At 39.2% G+C, this 15,057-nt stretch carries 11 protein-coding genes, 1 tRNA gene and 1 riboswitch; of the genes, 9 read left to right on the plus strand and 3 right to left on the minus strand.

The annotated features are described in order from the left end of the window. Positions 1-93: 93 nt before the first annotated feature. The 3 genes from P0106_RS04445 (at position 94) to mfd (ending at position 5,503) form a co-directional block, all read left to right on the plus strand. Complete coding sequence (locus tag P0106_RS04445) at positions 94-1,146, plus strand: ABC transporter substrate-binding protein (protein WP_174142827.1); 1,053 nt, start codon at positions 94-96, stop codon at positions 1,144-1,146. Between the two features lie 165 nt (positions 1,147-1,311). Next, complete coding sequence (pth, locus tag P0106_RS04450) at positions 1,312-1,911, plus strand: aminoacyl-tRNA hydrolase (RefSeq protein WP_174142828.1); 600 nt, start codon at positions 1,312-1,314, stop codon at positions 1,909-1,911. Continuing rightward, positions 1,901-5,503, plus strand: coding sequence for a transcription-repair coupling factor (gene mfd, locus P0106_RS04455; protein WP_473730489.1), 3,603 nt, complete (start codon positions 1,901-1,903; stop codon positions 5,501-5,503). Before pth ends, mfd begins: the two co-directional genes overlap by 11 nt. Positions 5,504-5,536: 33 nt before the next feature. Here the strand turns inward: mfd and P0106_RS04460 are convergent, their stop codons facing one another. From P0106_RS04460 to P0106_RS04470, 3 genes are all read right to left on the minus strand, one after another. Continuing rightward, complete coding sequence (locus P0106_RS04460) at positions 5,537-6,277, minus strand: ABC transporter ATP-binding protein (protein WP_415685439.1); 741 nt, start codon at positions 6,275-6,277, stop codon at positions 5,537-5,539. A gap of 58 nt (positions 6,278-6,335) precedes the next feature. Further along, on the minus strand, positions 6,336-7,340 hold the full coding sequence (locus P0106_RS04465) for an ABC transporter substrate-binding protein (protein ID WP_019261597.1): 1,005 nt from the start codon (positions 7,338-7,340) through the stop codon (positions 6,336-6,338). 187 nt (positions 7,341-7,527) lie between these two features. Continuing rightward, complete coding sequence (locus P0106_RS04470) at positions 7,528-8,325, minus strand: ABC transporter permease (RefSeq protein ID WP_473730490.1); 798 nt, start codon at positions 8,323-8,325, stop codon at positions 7,528-7,530. Then, positions 8,316-8,418, minus strand: a riboswitch (TPP riboswitch). (Overlaps the previous gene by 10 nt.) A gap of 148 nt (positions 8,419-8,566) precedes the next feature. Between P0106_RS04470 and eno the strand changes: the two genes are divergently transcribed. The 6 genes from eno to P0106_RS04500 all read left to right on the plus strand — a co-directional run bounded on the left by eno (position 8,567) and on the right by P0106_RS04500 (position 14,997). Further along, entirely contained in the window at positions 8,567-9,862 is a 1,296-nt protein-coding gene (eno, locus tag P0106_RS04475) for a phosphopyruvate hydratase (protein ID WP_473730491.1), read from the plus strand. Positions 9,863-10,083: 221 nt separating this feature from the next. Further along, positions 10,084-10,998, plus strand: a complete 915-nt coding sequence (locus P0106_RS04480; RefSeq protein WP_473730492.1) for an L-lactate dehydrogenase — start codon at positions 10,084-10,086, stop codon at positions 10,996-10,998. A 183-nt stretch (positions 10,999-11,181) separates the two neighbouring features. Then, positions 11,182-11,802 carry an FtsB family cell division protein gene (locus tag P0106_RS04485; protein WP_019261594.1) on the plus strand — a complete coding sequence of 207 codons (621 nt, stop codon included), beginning with the start codon at positions 11,182-11,184 and terminating at the stop codon, positions 11,800-11,802. Positions 11,803-11,862: 60 nt separating this feature from the next. Then, positions 11,863-13,491, plus strand: a complete 1,629-nt coding sequence (locus tag P0106_RS04490) for a DUF501 domain-containing protein (protein ID WP_473730493.1) — start codon at positions 11,863-11,865, stop codon at positions 13,489-13,491. Between the two features lie 41 nt (positions 13,492-13,532). Continuing rightward, positions 13,533-13,616, plus strand: a tRNA-Leu gene (locus tag P0106_RS04495). Between the two features lie 211 nt (positions 13,617-13,827). Continuing rightward, positions 13,828-14,997: a branched-chain amino acid aminotransferase gene (locus P0106_RS04500; protein WP_473730494.1), complete on the plus strand. Its 1,170-nt coding sequence runs from the start codon at positions 13,828-13,830 to the stop codon at positions 14,995-14,997. Positions 14,998-15,057 lie beyond the last annotated feature (60 nt).

Consider the following 15,057-nt stretch of genomic DNA (forward strand, 5'->3'; position numbering starts at 1 on the left):
TGAACGGCGCGGGCTAGGCCCTTGATACCGTTTTCTGCCAAGTCTGTGCTGCATTTCCCAGAAAATGGTAAGTAAAAACAAAGTAGGGAACTCATGAATATGCGTGTTTTAAAGCGTAGTCTTGCGTTTATTCTTTCTGCATTTTGTGCATTATCTCTTTCTGCATGTGGATTTGAGGGTAATAATCAAAACTCGAATCTTCGTAAAGTATCTTTTATGCTTTTTTGGGCACCAGATACTAATCATATTGGTATCTATGTTGCAAAGCATAAAGGTTGGTTTAAGGATGCAGGATTAGATGTAGATATGCTTGCTGTTGCTCCAACTGGTTCTGAACATGCTGTAGATAGTGGTGCAGCTGATTTTGCTCTTACTACATTAACTAATGTTGCTGATACTTCTACAAAGGGAGCTAATCTTGAGCAGGTTATGCAAGTGCAGCAAAAACCAAGTGCTATCTGGTGTGCTCTTGCTAAAAACAATAAGATTCATTCTCCTAAAGATTTTGATGGAAAAACTTATGCGTCTTTTGGTGCTGCAGAAAGTGATGTTGTAATTAACAGAATGATTCAGCATGATGGTGGCAAGGGTAAATTCGATAAAGTTACTGTTGGAACCTCAACTTTCCGTACTCTTGAATCTGGTAAAGCTGATTTTGGCGGATTCTATGGCACTTGGGAAGGTGTTCAAGCAGATATGTTCGGTCCTAAGCTTCGTTGTTTTAGGTCTAGAGATTATGGAGTTCCTGGTCAGCCAGATACGATTGGTGTTATTACTAATAAGCGAACAATTAAACGTGATCCTAAGCTTGTTCGCGCATTCGTTAAAGCTGCAAAGCGTGGGTATGAATACGCGTATTCGCACCCAGATGAAGCATCTGACATTTTGGTTAAAGAAGCGAAAGACGCAAATCTTAATCCAAAATTTGTTAAACGCAGCATGAAACTGATCGTCGATGGGCAGTATTGGGGAAGCCATGCAGATATTAAAAGTGGCAAGTTTGTGTTTGGTACAAGTGATGTTAAAGGTGCTCAAGACTACTTTAACTTCTTAAGCCAAGGAGGAGCTTACACTGATGCAAAAGGTAAAGTAACTCATAAAACTCCTCAAGCTAAAGAATTATCCACCGACGAATTCTTAAAGTAGTTTTTGCTAAAGTTTTAAACAATAACCGCATTATTTAAACAATGACCGTCTTATTGGTAGAATAGTGCGCAGTATATGAGGGCGTATCGAGAATCTACGTATTTAAGTAGTATTCCAATCGGTACGCCCATTTCGTTGTTGAGTTTATGAGTTGGAGTGTGCGCTATGGCATCGGATTTTTGGCTGATTGTAGGACTTGGAAATCCTGGATCGAAGTATGAAGGTACACGTCATAATATGGGATTTATGGTTGCAGACGTGCTAAGTGAGCGTTGGTCAATATCTTTTTCCGACCATAAGGGCTTGTCAAAATTAGGCAAGGGAGTAATGAATTTAGACGGTATGTCGGCGAAGTTTTTCCTCGCTAAGCCGCTCACATTTATGAACGATTCTGGTGCTGCTGTTTCGTCAATAAGCTCGTATTATCAGATTGAAACTGACCATATTGTGATTATTCATGACGATATGGATTTGGATTTTGGTCGTATTAAAGTAAAATCTGGCGGTTCTGCTGGAGGCCATAATGGTATTCGTTCTATTGATCGCAGCCTTGGAACTCCGCAATATGCTCGTGTGAGAATGGGTGTGGGGCACGCTCAACGCGGAGCGCGCGCTCATGATAATACTGTTAATTGGGTTTTGGGCGGTTTTGCTGGTGCGCAAAAATCTGAACTTCCTAATTTTTTGGCAGATGGTGCTGATGCAGTAGAAAGTGTGATCTTCCGCGGGCTTAGCGCCACTCAGGAGCATTTCAATGGCAAATAAATCTGATTTTTTTGCTAACAATATGTCAGATTCTAAAGATTTTATAAATTCTAACGTTTCTTTTGAAAATATACTTAAAGATATTTTAGATAAAAATGAAGCGTTTAAATCTTTAGTTTCTAACGTGCTAGATTTTCCGAATCCGCTTACTGTAGCATCTCCTTTAGGTTCTAGACCTGCTATAGCAGCTGCAATATCAAAGAGTAGTCCTGTTGTTCTAATTACTCCATCAGGTAGAGATGCTAGTGACGCTGTTTCTTCAATACGCGATTGGTATGATGGAGATCCTCAGGATATTGCCGAACTCGAGGCTTGGGAGACTCTTCCTCATGAGCGTCTTTCTCCTAGAGCAGACACTGTGGCAAGTAGAATGTCGGTTTTTAGAAGATTAAAACATCCTCAAAGTGGCAAAAATAGAATGTTTAGCCCAATTCGTGTGCTTGTTATGCCAGTTCGTTCTATTATTCAGCCAGTTGTTGAAAATATTTCAGACGTGGAGCCTCTTGTTTTTGAATGTGGTAAAGAAGTTCCTATAGATTCTGCTGTAAAACGTCTTGTTGAAAACTCATATAATCGCGTTGAGTTGGTTATGAATCGTGGAGAATTTGCGGTTAGAGGTGGAATAATAGATGTTTTTTCTCCAACGATGAATCATCCTGTTAGAATCGAATTTTTTGGAGACGAAATCGACACGATTAAGCAGTTTCATGCATCTGATCAACGCACATACGGTGAGAATATTAATAGTATTTGGGCTACTGCTTGTAGAGAATTACAGCTTACAAAAGATATTCAAAATCGTGCAAAATCTTTGATTGGTAAAATTCAAAATGCTGACGACATGTTGGAATCCATATCGAATGCAATACCAGTAGAGGGTATGGAGTCGTTGCTTCCAGCATTAGTTGACAAAATGGAACCAGTAGAAAATCTGCTTCCAAAAAATTCTATAATATTGATTTCTGACCCAGAAAAATGTAGGCGCGCAGCTCAAGATTTAAGTAGAACTGCTAATGAATTTTTGGCAGCAAGCTGGCATGTAGCTGCATCTGGTAGAGGAGCAGGTGCTCCAATCACATTCGATCAGGCGAGTTTTCTTGATTTTGATGAAACTTTAGCAAGCTTAGAAAATAAGAATCATCAGGTAATAAATTTAACGAGTTTTGGATCTGATAAGTCGCCAGCAACCGTAGATATTAAAGAATCTAGCGAAAATAAAATTGTAAAAAATAGCCGTCTAGAATTGAGCATTAAATCTCCTCAAGAATTTAGAGGAGACAATGAAAAGATTTCTAGTGGAATATCTGGTCTTATAGCAAACGGATTTAAAGTTTACATAATTGCATCCGCATATGGAACCTTATCTAGACTAAGTCGCGCAATACAATCAACTGGAATTTTTGATTTTGTACCGATTCAATCGCAAATAGTGGACGGATTCATAGATGAACAAAGTAAAATCTCTATTCTTACAGAAAGAGATTTGACTGGAAAAACATCTTCTGCAAGCGCGCTTAAAACTCCTAGGAGAAGACGAAAATCAATAGACCTTCTAGATCTTAAACCAGGCGATTTTGTTGTTCACGATCAGCATGGAATTGGCAAATTTATAGGCATGAGGCAGCGAAATATAAAAACCTCAAGTGGAGAAGCTACTCGTGAATACTTGGAAATTGAATACGCGCCAAGTAAACGTAATGCGCCTGCCGACAAGCTTTTTATTCCAACCGATCAACTCGACTTGGTTAGCAAATATATTGGGGCTGAAATTCCAAAGTTAAACAAGCTTGGAGGATCAGATTGGGCTGCTACAAAGGCAAAAGCTAAAAAGCATGTTCAAGAAGTTGCAGAAGATTTAATCAAATTATATTCAGCCAGAGCATCTACTAAAGGTTTTGCCTTCAGCTCTGACACTCCGTGGCAAAAAGAGCTGGAAGATGCGTTTCCGTATCAAGAAACGCCAGATCAGCTTACTACTATTGACGAAGTTAAACAAGATATGCAGAAGCCAATTCCAATGGATAGGTTGATTTGCGGAGATGTTGGGTTTGGTAAAACGGAGATTGCTGTTCGAGCTGCATTTAAAGCTGTTCAAGACGGTAAACAAGTAGTTGTTCTAGCGCCAACCACTCTTTTGGTTCAGCAGCATTACGAGACTTTCACTAACCGTTTTTCTGGCTTTCCTGTAACAGTTGCCGCAATGAGCAGATTCCAGAGTGCAAAAGAAATAGATGCTACAATGCAAGGAATAGAATCTGGGCAAGTAGATGTTGTTGTTGGAACTCATAAACTTTTAAATCCAAATATAAAATTTAAAGATTTAGGATTAGTGATTATAGACGAAGAACAACGTTTTGGTGTTGAGCACAAGGAGACTTTGAAAGCTCTGCGAACAAATGTAGATGTGCTTAGCCTTTCTGCAACGCCTATTCCTAGAACGCTTGAAATGGCTGTTACGGGTATTCGTGAAATGTCTACGCTTGCTACGCCTCCAGAAGATCGTTTACCAGTCTTGACTTATGTTGGAGCATATGAAGATGCACAAGTTGCAGCCTGTGTGAAACGTGAATTATTGCGTGGAGGACAGGTATTTTACGTGCATAATCGAGTAGAAGATATTAGTAAAATTGCCTCTAATATTCAAAAACTTGTGCCAGATGCTCGAGTGGCGATTGCGCACGGAAAAATGGGTGAGAAGCAACTTGACACTATTATTCGTGATTTTTGGCATAGGGATATTGACGTTCTTGTTTGTACTACGATTATTGAAACAGGATTAGATATTTCTAATGCAAATACGCTTATTGTAGATCACGCTGACAGATTCGGCTTAAGCCAGCTTCATCAATTACGAGGACGAGTTGGCAGAGGTCGTGAGCGCGCATACGCATACTTTTTGTACGATCCTACTAAGCCTATGACTCAGCAGGCTCACGACAGGCTTGCAACAATCGCTCAATATACTGCTCTTGGCTCTGGTTTTGATGTTGCTATGAAGGATTTGGAATTGCGCGGAACTGGCAATTTGCTTGGCGATGCTCAGAGTGGGCATATTGAAGGAGTCGGATTCGATTTATATGTTCGGATGGTATCTGAAGCTGTTGAAAAATATAAGGAACCAGATCATAAAGAGTCCATATCTGTTTCTATTGATTTGCCAATAGAAGCCTCAATTCCAGTATCTTATATTGATTCAGATAAATTACGTTTGGAAGCTTATAGGAAGCTTGCTGAAGCTCAGAATGATGAAGACTTAAAAGAGATTTTCAATGAGTTAAGCGATAGATATGGGAATCCTCCTAAATCCTTACAAACATTATTTGATGTTGCAAGATTGCGTTTTAAAGCTAAACAAATGGGTGTTAATCAAATAAGCATGCAAGGTAAAACTGTGCGCGTTATTGGCGTAGATCCAGCTCAATCTGTTTGGATGCGTTTGAGTAGGATCTACAAGGGAGCACAGTTTAAGCCTGTAACCCACACAATGATTTTTCCATCTCCTTTTGCGTCTGTTCTAGGAGATTCGTCGTCTATGAGTGAAAAAGAGATAGTCGAATGGACTAAACAACTTTTAGAAGACATTGATTGGTAAAAATTAATCGGTGAGTTTTAAATAGTAGACATGTCACTTTAAAGCAAGTCTTAAATCATCTTCAATAGAAACATGATTTGTAGGTCTTCCTTGCGAATCAACACTGCTTCTATCGATATTCCATTGCCTTGATATTACGCCATTTTGAAGCATTAGAATACGATCTGATAATCTTACAGCTTCCGCAATATCGTGAGTAACCATTATTGTGCTCCAGCCGTTTTGTGTTCTTAGCTTAGCTAGAAGATCTTGCATGTCTAGTCTTGTTAAAGCATCTAATGCGCCGAAAGGTTCGTCTAAAAGCAATAGCTCTGGGTTTCTTACTAATGCTCTAGCTAAAGAAACGCGTTGAGCTTGACCGCCAGAAAGTTGAGAAGGCCATTTATCGGCGTATTCTTCTAATTGCATTTTGCTAAGAGCATTATTTGCAAGTTTTTTAAGATTGTTTTTACCGTCCGAAAGACCAAAAACAACATTTTCACCAATTTTTAGCCATGGGATTAATCTTGCATCTTGGAATCCTATAGCCTGCATATCTGTAACGTTTATACTGCCGCTTGTAGGTTTTAGTAAACCAGATATTACTTTAAGAAGCGTTGTTTTTCCGCAACCTGATCTGCCAATAAGCGAGACAAACTCGCCTTGCTTAATGTTTAAATTAATATCTTTCAAAACCTTATAAGTGTCGTCAAACGCTACTTCGATATGTGTTAAAGAAACACAGTAGGAATTGTTGCCATTATCAGCATTATTTCCATTGTTTTGAATGTTCATATTAACTCCTACTGTGTTTTTATTTTGAAAATTATTTATCGTATTTTAAAGGTTTAGGTTATTTGCTGCAATCCATTACGGAATCATCCAAGTTTGTTGGAGCTTGCTTAATTAAACCATATTTTACGTATTCTTTTGCCTGAACCTTCATCATTTCTAAGCCTTTCTTATCGATTGGCTTAATTGTTGGATTATCGAATTTTTCAATCTGCTTAATGATTGTATCGCTTGCTCCAAGTTGCTTATAAGCATTCCCGATAACATTCTTTTCTTTATGCGACTTATTAGCTTCGCGAACAAGAGCGTTATACATTTTTTTAACGAGTTCAGGATGTTTCTTAGCAAATTTTCTAGAAACAATGTGAATGGTAACATTCATGTTGCCATACTTTTTAGCGTTAACAAGTAATTTTGACCCAGGGGTTGTCATCGCTGCAGCAAGATTCTGATCGAATGAGGAAATTGCATCAATCTGTCCAGATGTAAATGCTGCTTGGAAGTTCTTAGGGCTCATCTCTACTTTATGCACTTTAGAAACGTCTAAGCCGCTTTTATCGAATGCGCGGTGAAGCATGTAATCGCCAGTATCACCGTTGTGAATGATAGCAACTTTCTTTCCATATAAGTCTTTTAGTGTTTTTACGCCGCTTTTTGCGGATGCAACGATTCCTTGAGAATCACCATTGTAATATTCGAGCGCAAATGCAACCCAAGGTTGACCTTCTGCAATCAAATCAATAAATCGTCCAGTTCCAGTAGTTGTTGCATCAGCGCTTCCGCTCATAACTGCGGTAAGACCATCAACTGGAGTGTATGGTCCAGTATAGGTGACTTTTGCTTTTCCAAATTCTTCTTGAAGGAATTTTTCATTTTTTAACGTTGTCAAATAGTTTGCTGTAGAAAGATAAGCAACCCTCATTATTCCCGTATCTTTGCTAGAAGATTGGGAGTTATTTGCAGGTTTTTGAGCTCCGCCGCAAGATGCGAGAGCGATAGTTGCGCAAAAAGCGCATATTGCCGCAATAGAGCGTTTGCTAGCAATTTGTATTTTGAAATTAGCCATGATTTGGCTCCTTTATCTTTATTTTGTGTTTTTCTTATTTGGTTTATTTGGTTGTTGGTTAAATTTTGTTGATTAAATTTTTATAAAAATTGACTTATTTTTAAAAGTATCGTTAAAAGTATCTTTAAGATTCACAGAGGATTTTATAAATTCTTTATTTACGTGAATTTCTAAAATCAACTCTTTGTTAAGATTCTCTATTTACTCTGCGTTCTGGCATAAGCCAATATTCGAATATGTTTGCAGTAACTTCTGATCCAAGTCCTGCAATCGCATATAGAATAATACATGCCATCATTTGATCTGGTCTAAAGAATTGTTGAGCTCTAGAAAGAATATATCCAATTCCTATTGAAGAATTAACTGTTTCACAAGTAACTAACGCAACCCATGCTACGGAAATTGAAAATCGCAATCCTGTCATAAAGTTAGCTAATGTTCCTCGCATAAAAATTGTTGTAAAAACAGTAGATTTTTTAACGTTATAAGCTTTTGCAAGTTCTATTAGTTTAGGGTCAATGTTCCTTACTCCATCTCGAATATTTACATACATTGGCCCAAAAACACCAAGCGCTATAAGCATTATTTTCATCATTTCGTCCACGCCGAGAAAAATGATCAATAAAGGTGCTAATGCTGGGAATGGTATGGATCTAAGCATGTGACTTGGTTTATTTATTACTGATTCTCCTACTTTGCTTCCGCCAGAAATTATTCCAGATGGCAAAGCAAAAGCAATTCCTAAAAGAAGACCAGCTACAACTCTAAATATGCTTATTGCAAGAGACGGTAGTAATATTCCTTCGTTGTTTAAGTCAACAAATGCTTTTATTACCTCGCTTGGAGATGGCAAAGCGCGATTTTCGACGGGAGTTAAGGTTATTAAAAACCATAAAAAAAGAATCGCTATAGTAGAAAGCCAAGCTTTTAAGGAAGTAAAAGCTTTACGATGCAGTTTTGCAATCGCGCTAAAAAGGTTATTCATAACGACATTCCCTTCGATAGTTTTAGCTATATCAGGTTCGACGGGTATGATCTCAGCAATTACAATTAAATAACTGCACCCCGTGTCAGTTTGTTATTATCGTATAAAGGCATGGACAAATCGCGAAACGCTTAGATCATATAGTCTTATATGCTTGACGACTTACATTATGAAATAACGTCCATAAAACGCATTAATCTTAAATATGTTACACAACCAACAAAATGAATAAGGAGTAGTTGTGGCAGCTATTGAAAGCGTATATGCACGCGAAATTCTGGATTCTCGTGGAAATCCTACCGTTCAGGTTTATTTGGAGACCGAAGATGGTGCTCAGGGCATTGGCTTAGTGCCTTCTGGTGCTTCGACTGGTGAGGCTGAGGCTTGGGAGCGTCGTGATGGCGACAAGTCCCGTTATCAGGGCAAGGGTACTTTGGAAGCAGTTAAGGCTGTTAATGAAGTAATTGCTCCAAAGGTTATTGGCATGGATGCCTCTGACCAGCGTGCTCTTGATGAAACTATGGTTGAGCTTGATGGTACTCCAAACAAGGGTAAGCTTGGCGCAAACGCTATTCTTGGCGTTTCTCTTGCTGCTCTTTATGCAGCTGCTGAGTCTGCAGAGCTTCCATTGTATCGTTACATCGGCGGAACTAACGGACATATTCTTCCAGTTCCAAACATGAACATTATGAACGGTGGCGCTCACGCTGATTTTGCAACTGATATTCAGGAATACATGATTTCTCCATACGGTTTCGCAACTTACAGCGATGCTTTGCGCGCTGGTGTTGAGGTTTATCACACCTTAAAGAACGTTTTGAAGAAGGAAGGCTTGGCTACTGGTCTTGGTGACGAAGGTGGCTTCGCTCCAAAGATGAAGTCTAACGAGGATTCCTTGAAGTACATCATGGATGCAATCGAAGCTGCAGGTTACGAGCCAGGCAAGCAGATTGGTATTTCTCTTGACGTTGCTTCTTCTGAGTTCTACAACAAGGAAACTGGTAAGTATCGTTTCGATGGCGAAGAGCGCGAATCTGCTTACATGCTTGATTACTACGAGAAGCTTATCAACGAGTATCCAATCGTTTCCATCGAAGATCCATTCCAGGAAGAAGGATGGGATGATTGGGCAGCAATCACCAAGCGTCTTGGTGATCGTTTGCAGTTCGTTGGCGATGACTTGCTCGTCACCAATCCAAAGCGTTTGGCTAAGGGTATTGAACTTGGAGCAGCTAACTCCTTGCTCGTAAAGTTGAACCAGATTGGTTCCGTTACCGAAACCCTCGACGCTATTGAGCTTGCAACCAAGAATGGCTTTACTTCTATGGTTTCTCACCGCTCTGGTGAAACCCCAGATACCACCATTTCTGATCTTGCTGTTGCTAAGAACACTGGTCAGATTAAGACTGGTGCTCCTGCTCGTGGTGAGCGTATCGCTAAGTACAACCGCTTGCTTGAGATTGAGGAAGAGCTTGGCTCTACCGCTCAGTACGCTGGTTACAGCGCATTCAAGGCTTGCAAGAAGTATATGAAGTAATATACTAGGGCTTTTATAAGTTCTTCATAAGACTTGTTTAAGCTTTTTAAGCTTTGAGCTGAAGTTTATTTTCGGTCAGTCGCAATAAAATGTGGCTGACCGTTTTTGTATATTTTCAATGATTTCTTAAAATTTTAAAAAAATTTTTCTAAAATTACTTTCATTATCTCCAAAATAGTGCTATTTTTATGAAAAACTAAAAACAGAAGGAGATGTTTCATATGAGAAAAGTCGCTGTTATAGGCATGGGTAATGTTGGTGCTGCAGTAGCCCATCAGCTCATTATTGGTGGTCACGTTGACGATTTGTATCTTTATGATTCAAATGAAGCAAAAGTTAAGGCTGATGCTCTTGATTTTGAAGATTCAATGGATAATGTACCTTTTAACGTTAATATCACAGTAAACGACTATGAAGCATTAAAAGACGTAGAAGTAATCGTAAGCGCCTTGGGTCATATAAAACTTTTGGATGTTCATCATCCAGATCGTTTTGCGGAGCTTAAGTATAACCGTAACGAGGTCGCAGAAGTTGGTGCAAAAATTAAAGCTTCTGGATTCCATGGCGTTTTGATCGATATCACTAATCCTTGTGATGCTATTTGCCAGCTCTACAAGGAAGCTACTGGACTCCCATACGAAAGAGTTATTGGTACTGGCACTCTTCTTGATTCTGCTCGTTTGCATCGTGCTGTAGGAAAGTTCTTCGGAGTTCATCCTAAGGCAGTTAAAGGTTATAGTTTAGGCGAGCACGGCGATTCACAGTTCGTTGCATGGTCTACGGTAAAAGTGTTAGAGCAGCCAATTACTGATCTTGCTGAGGAAAAGAACATTGACTTGGATGCTGTTGATGATGAAACTCGCGAAGGCGGTTTCACTGTGTTCTATGGAAAGAAATATACCAACTACGGTATTGCTGCAGCAGCTGTTCGTTTAGTGAATGCTGTAATGACGGATTCTAGAGAACAGATGCCTGTATCCAATTATCGTGAAGAATATCATTCTTATCTTTCTTATCCAGCGATTGTTGGTCGAGATGGCATTGTTGAGCAGTGCAAGCTCGATTTGACTGAAGAAGAGTTGCAAAAGTTGCAGCATTCTGCAGATACGATTTTAAGCAAAGCTCAAATGGAATAGTTGGAAATCTAAGTTTTAAAAGAATTTTGAGTATGATTTTGTGACCAGCTCCTATATGGATAGCTGGTCACAATTTTTGTATTTTAGCGTGTATTTTGTTCATATTGTGTAATAATGATTTTTTAGGATAAAAGTAAATATAAGGTGTATTTACACGTCGAATATTTAAAGTAACTTAGAAGTATGGTTTTGAGAAATCGCCGCACGGCAACAAGTACAGTTGATGAATCAAATCAGCCAAAGAAAAAAAGGCTGTTTTCTGGTTCGTTCGTATTTGTTTTTATGATAGTAGTGGCGTTTCTTTGTTCTATAGAATTTGTTTCAACAATTCGAAATTATGCGTTAAGCTTGGCTGAGTTACACGCTTTGCAAAGAGATGAGTCTGCTCTAAAAGACAAAAAACAGGAGTTGGATAATAATATTGATCGCTGGAAAGATAAAGCGTATGTTACCGCACAAGCTAGGGATAGGTTAGGATTCATATTCCCTGGAGAACAAGCTGTTAGAGTTGAACACCCAGAAGCTGTTACAGGAGTTGTACCAGAATCATTTAATAAAGATGAATCACAGTATGAAGAAAGAAAAGCTCTTCCTTGGTATAGTGATTTGTTCTATTCTCTTCATAAAGCAGATAAGCCAGATGATATGAGTATGAAATCTCAAGACGATGACGTTAACGATTCTAATAAGGATAAGACTTCTAAGCATAATAAAATGGATAAAAGTCGCCAGCAAAATAAACATCGGGAAAATAAAGAGCCAAAATCTACAGATAAGAAACAGAGTAATACAAGTAGACAGTAGTAAGAAAATATTAAAGTACTTTATTTTAAAATCATGCAAATGCATAGGGGAGTTAAAAACATGGATTTGAATATACAATCCTTAGTAGATAGTTTGTTGGAAAACCCTGCAAGTGATGCAGATAGGGATATTGTTAAACGTCAATTGGGAAGATTCCCTAGGGGCATGGTTGCAGTTGGAGCTAGATGCGCTTGCGGACGTCCTCTTGCTGTTATTACAAGACCATGCTTAGAAGATGGAACTCCTTTTCCAACTACATGCTACTTAACAAGTCCAGAAGCTGTTAAAGCAGCTTCGCATCTTGAAGCACAAGGTTTTATGAAGGAATGCAACAATTTATTGAATAATGACAATGATGTTGCAAAAAAATATGAGCAGGCACATAAATACTATTTAGAGTTTCGTCACGAATTAGCTATTCGATTGGAAGATAGTGAAGAGCATATTAAAGATATGAGTGCTGGGGGTATGCCTGTTCGTGTTAAGTGTTTGCATGCCTTGCTTGCGCAAAGTCTTGTAATGGGTAAGGGTGTGAATCCTATTGGCGATATGGTGTTAAGCAAGGTAAAAAATGAATTTGACCCTAATATTTGTAAATGCACTACTCCTTGGAGTGATGATGCTAATGAAATTGAAACTGAGAAATTATTGAATGCAAAATCTTTGAACACCAATACAATCGTTGGAACTAATAAATCGGTTTGCGTAGCAGCAATTGACTGTGGCACGAATTCGATTAGATTAAAAATTGCAAAAGTTAATGCTAATGGTATGCGCGATGTTGTTCCTAGAATGCTTAGAGTTGTAAGACTTGGTCAGGGAATTGACGAAACGCATATGTTTGCTGAAGATGCTTTGCAGAGAGTTAAGTCTGCTGCCAAAGAATTTGCAAAAGTACTTAGTGAACACAAAATAGATGCTATTCGTTTTGTAGCAACATCTGCAACTAGGGATGCGCTAAATAGAGACATTTTTGAACAGATGATGTTTGATGAGCTTGGCGTACGCCCTGAAGTTATTAGCGGAACAGAAGAAGCTGCTTTGAGCTTTTTGGGAGCAACAAGTGTGGTTTCTAGAAAAGATTTGCAAGCCCCTTATGTTGTTGTAGATTTAGGTGGTGGGTCTACTGAGATTGTTCTTGGTGGAGATGGTGTGAATATTGCAGAAGATAAAGTAGATTCCGCGTATTCAATGAATATTGGTTCCGTTAGAATGACTGAGAGACACTTGCATACAGACCCTCCAACAGAAGAAGAAATTTCTTGCGCTATAAAAGATATTGACAAGAATATAGACGAAGCTTTTAAGCATGTTAACGCTGGTAAAGCTCGCACGATTATTGGTGTTTCTGGCACTGTTACAACTATGGCAGCCCTTGCTATTGGATTAAAACATTATGACCATAAGGCTGTTGATGGAGTAAAAATCGCGTTGGATCAGGCGTATACAGTTAATGACAGGTTCTTGCATATGACAAGAGAACGTAGACGTACTTATGCCACTATTCATCCTGGAAGAATTGATGTTGTTGGTGGAGGTGCAGTTGTGTTGAGTCGTGTGCTTGAACGACTTGCAAAAGCGGCGTATGAAGACCATGGTGGTGTTCTAGATACTTTTGTTGCTAGTGAGCATGGTTTACTAGATGGAATCACGTTAGATTTGGGTCGTAGAATTCTCGCCACACGCTGAGTTGTTTTTAATAGTATTATATGGCATAATAATTGTCTGTTGCCTCCGTGGCGGAATTGGCATACGCATCAGACTTAAAATCTGACGCCCTTACGGGCTTGTGGGTTCGAGTCCCACCAGAGGCACAAATATTACGCTGCGAATTTATTTTTTACGTATTTGGTGTTAATTTTTTGTTGCAATTCGTAAAAATTTTGGTTTAATTAATCTCTTTTCTATAAAAATATTTGTTTACAGTCTTGCGTTAATCGAGAATCGTACTAATCTATACCATTAATTGCAATAAAAGCAATAATAAAAATACAAGTAATATCGCAAATTAGGAAAAGAGACATAATGGCTGATTTAGAGGTTGCTCCAGACTTTAAAAATGCCTATGATTCTTACGATCATAGTGATTCTGCTCTGTTGAACAAACTGGCTGGCAATTTTACTGTTTTGCCTAACGATAATCCTGTTTCGGATGCAAAGCGAGCAGAGCTGATTGATAAGCCTGCTTTTGGTCAGATTTTCTCCGACAATATGGTTCATATGTCTTGGACCAAGGGAGAAGGCTGGTCGGATAGACGTGTTGAGCCTTATGGGCCATTAAAAATGGATCCAGGTGCTTCTGTGTTGCATTATGCCCAAGAATGCTTTGAAGGTTTAAAAGCATACAAGCGAACTGATGGATCCATCTGGCTTTTCCGTCCAGATATTAATGCGGCACGATTCCAGAATTCTGCGAAGCGTTTGTATTTGCCAGATCTTTCTATCGACGATTTTATTGGATCTGTTGCAGCCTTAGTTAAGCGAGATAAAGAGTGGGTTCCAAGCCGACGCGAATATACTCTTTATATGCGTCCGTTCATGTTTGCTTCCGAGCCGTTCCTAGGTGTGCGAGAAGCTCATGAGGTTGAATATTGTGTTATTGCTTCTCCGTCAGGACCATATTTTAAAGGTGGCTTGAAGCCAGTTAGTATTTGGGTTGAAGATCAGTGGTTCCGCACTGGTCCTGGTGGTACTGGTTTTGCTAAGTGTGGTGGAAATTATGCGGCTTCCTTGCTCGGTGAATACAAGGGTATTGAACACGGTTGCGAACAGGTTTGCTTCGTTGATGCAGCAACTAAGACCTATTTGGAAGAGCTTGGTGGAATGAACGTGTTTGTTTTGCACAAGGATGGTCATTTGGAAACTCCATCTCTTACTGGTAGCATTCTTCCAGGTGTTACACGTCGTTCTATTATTCAGCTTGCAGAAGAAGCGGGTCATAAGGTTGTTGAAACTATGATTCCACTTCAGGGATTGCTTGACGGTATTCGCTCTGGTGAGGTCACTGAAGTCTTTGCCTGCGGAACTGCTGCGATTATTACGCCTATTGGTCGCTTTAAGTCAGATGACTTCGATCTTAAGGTTGCTGATGGTGGAGTTGGTGAGTTGACTCAGGCTTTGCGTGATGAATTGCTTGGTATTCAGCTTGGAGATGTTGAAGATACTCACAACTGGATGTGGAAGGTGTGCGACTAGTTAAAAGCTGTTTAAGAGCTATTTAAAAGTCGTTTTAAATCCGTTAGAGTTTTTAGTATT

This window comes from Gardnerella sp. c11Ua_71 (assembly GCF_055818025.1).

What these genes read in the sequence shown, in the direction of transcription:
- P0106_RS04445 (WP_174142827.1), top strand. Translation starts at nt 94, where the DNA reads ATGAATATGCGTGTTTTAAAGCGTAGTCTTGCGTTTATTCTTTCTGCA.
- pth (WP_174142828.1), top strand. Translation starts at nt 1,312, where the DNA reads ATGGCATCGGATTTTTGGCTGATTGTAGGACTTGGAAATCCTGGATCG.
- mfd (WP_473730489.1), top strand. Translation starts at nt 1,901, where the DNA reads ATGGCAAATAAATCTGATTTTTTTGCTAACAATATGTCAGATTCTAAA.
- P0106_RS04460 (WP_415685439.1), bottom strand. Translation starts at nt 6,277, where the DNA reads ATGAACATTCAAAACAATGGAAATAATGCTGATAATGGCAACAATTCC.
- P0106_RS04465 (WP_019261597.1), bottom strand. Translation starts at nt 7,340, where the DNA reads ATGGCTAATTTCAAAATACAAATTGCTAGCAAACGCTCTATTGCGGCA.
- P0106_RS04470 (WP_473730490.1), bottom strand. Translation starts at nt 8,325, where the DNA reads ATGAATAACCTTTTTAGCGCGATTGCAAAACTGCATCGTAAAGCTTTT.
- P0106_RS04480 (WP_473730492.1), top strand. Translation starts at nt 10,084, where the DNA reads ATGAGAAAAGTCGCTGTTATAGGCATGGGTAATGTTGGTGCTGCAGTA.
- P0106_RS04485 (WP_019261594.1), top strand. Translation starts at nt 11,182, where the DNA reads ATGGTTTTGAGAAATCGCCGCACGGCAACAAGTACAGTTGATGAATCA.
- P0106_RS04490 (WP_473730493.1), top strand. Translation starts at nt 11,863, where the DNA reads ATGGATTTGAATATACAATCCTTAGTAGATAGTTTGTTGGAAAACCCT.
- P0106_RS04500 (WP_473730494.1), top strand. Translation starts at nt 13,828, where the DNA reads ATGGCTGATTTAGAGGTTGCTCCAGACTTTAAAAATGCCTATGATTCT.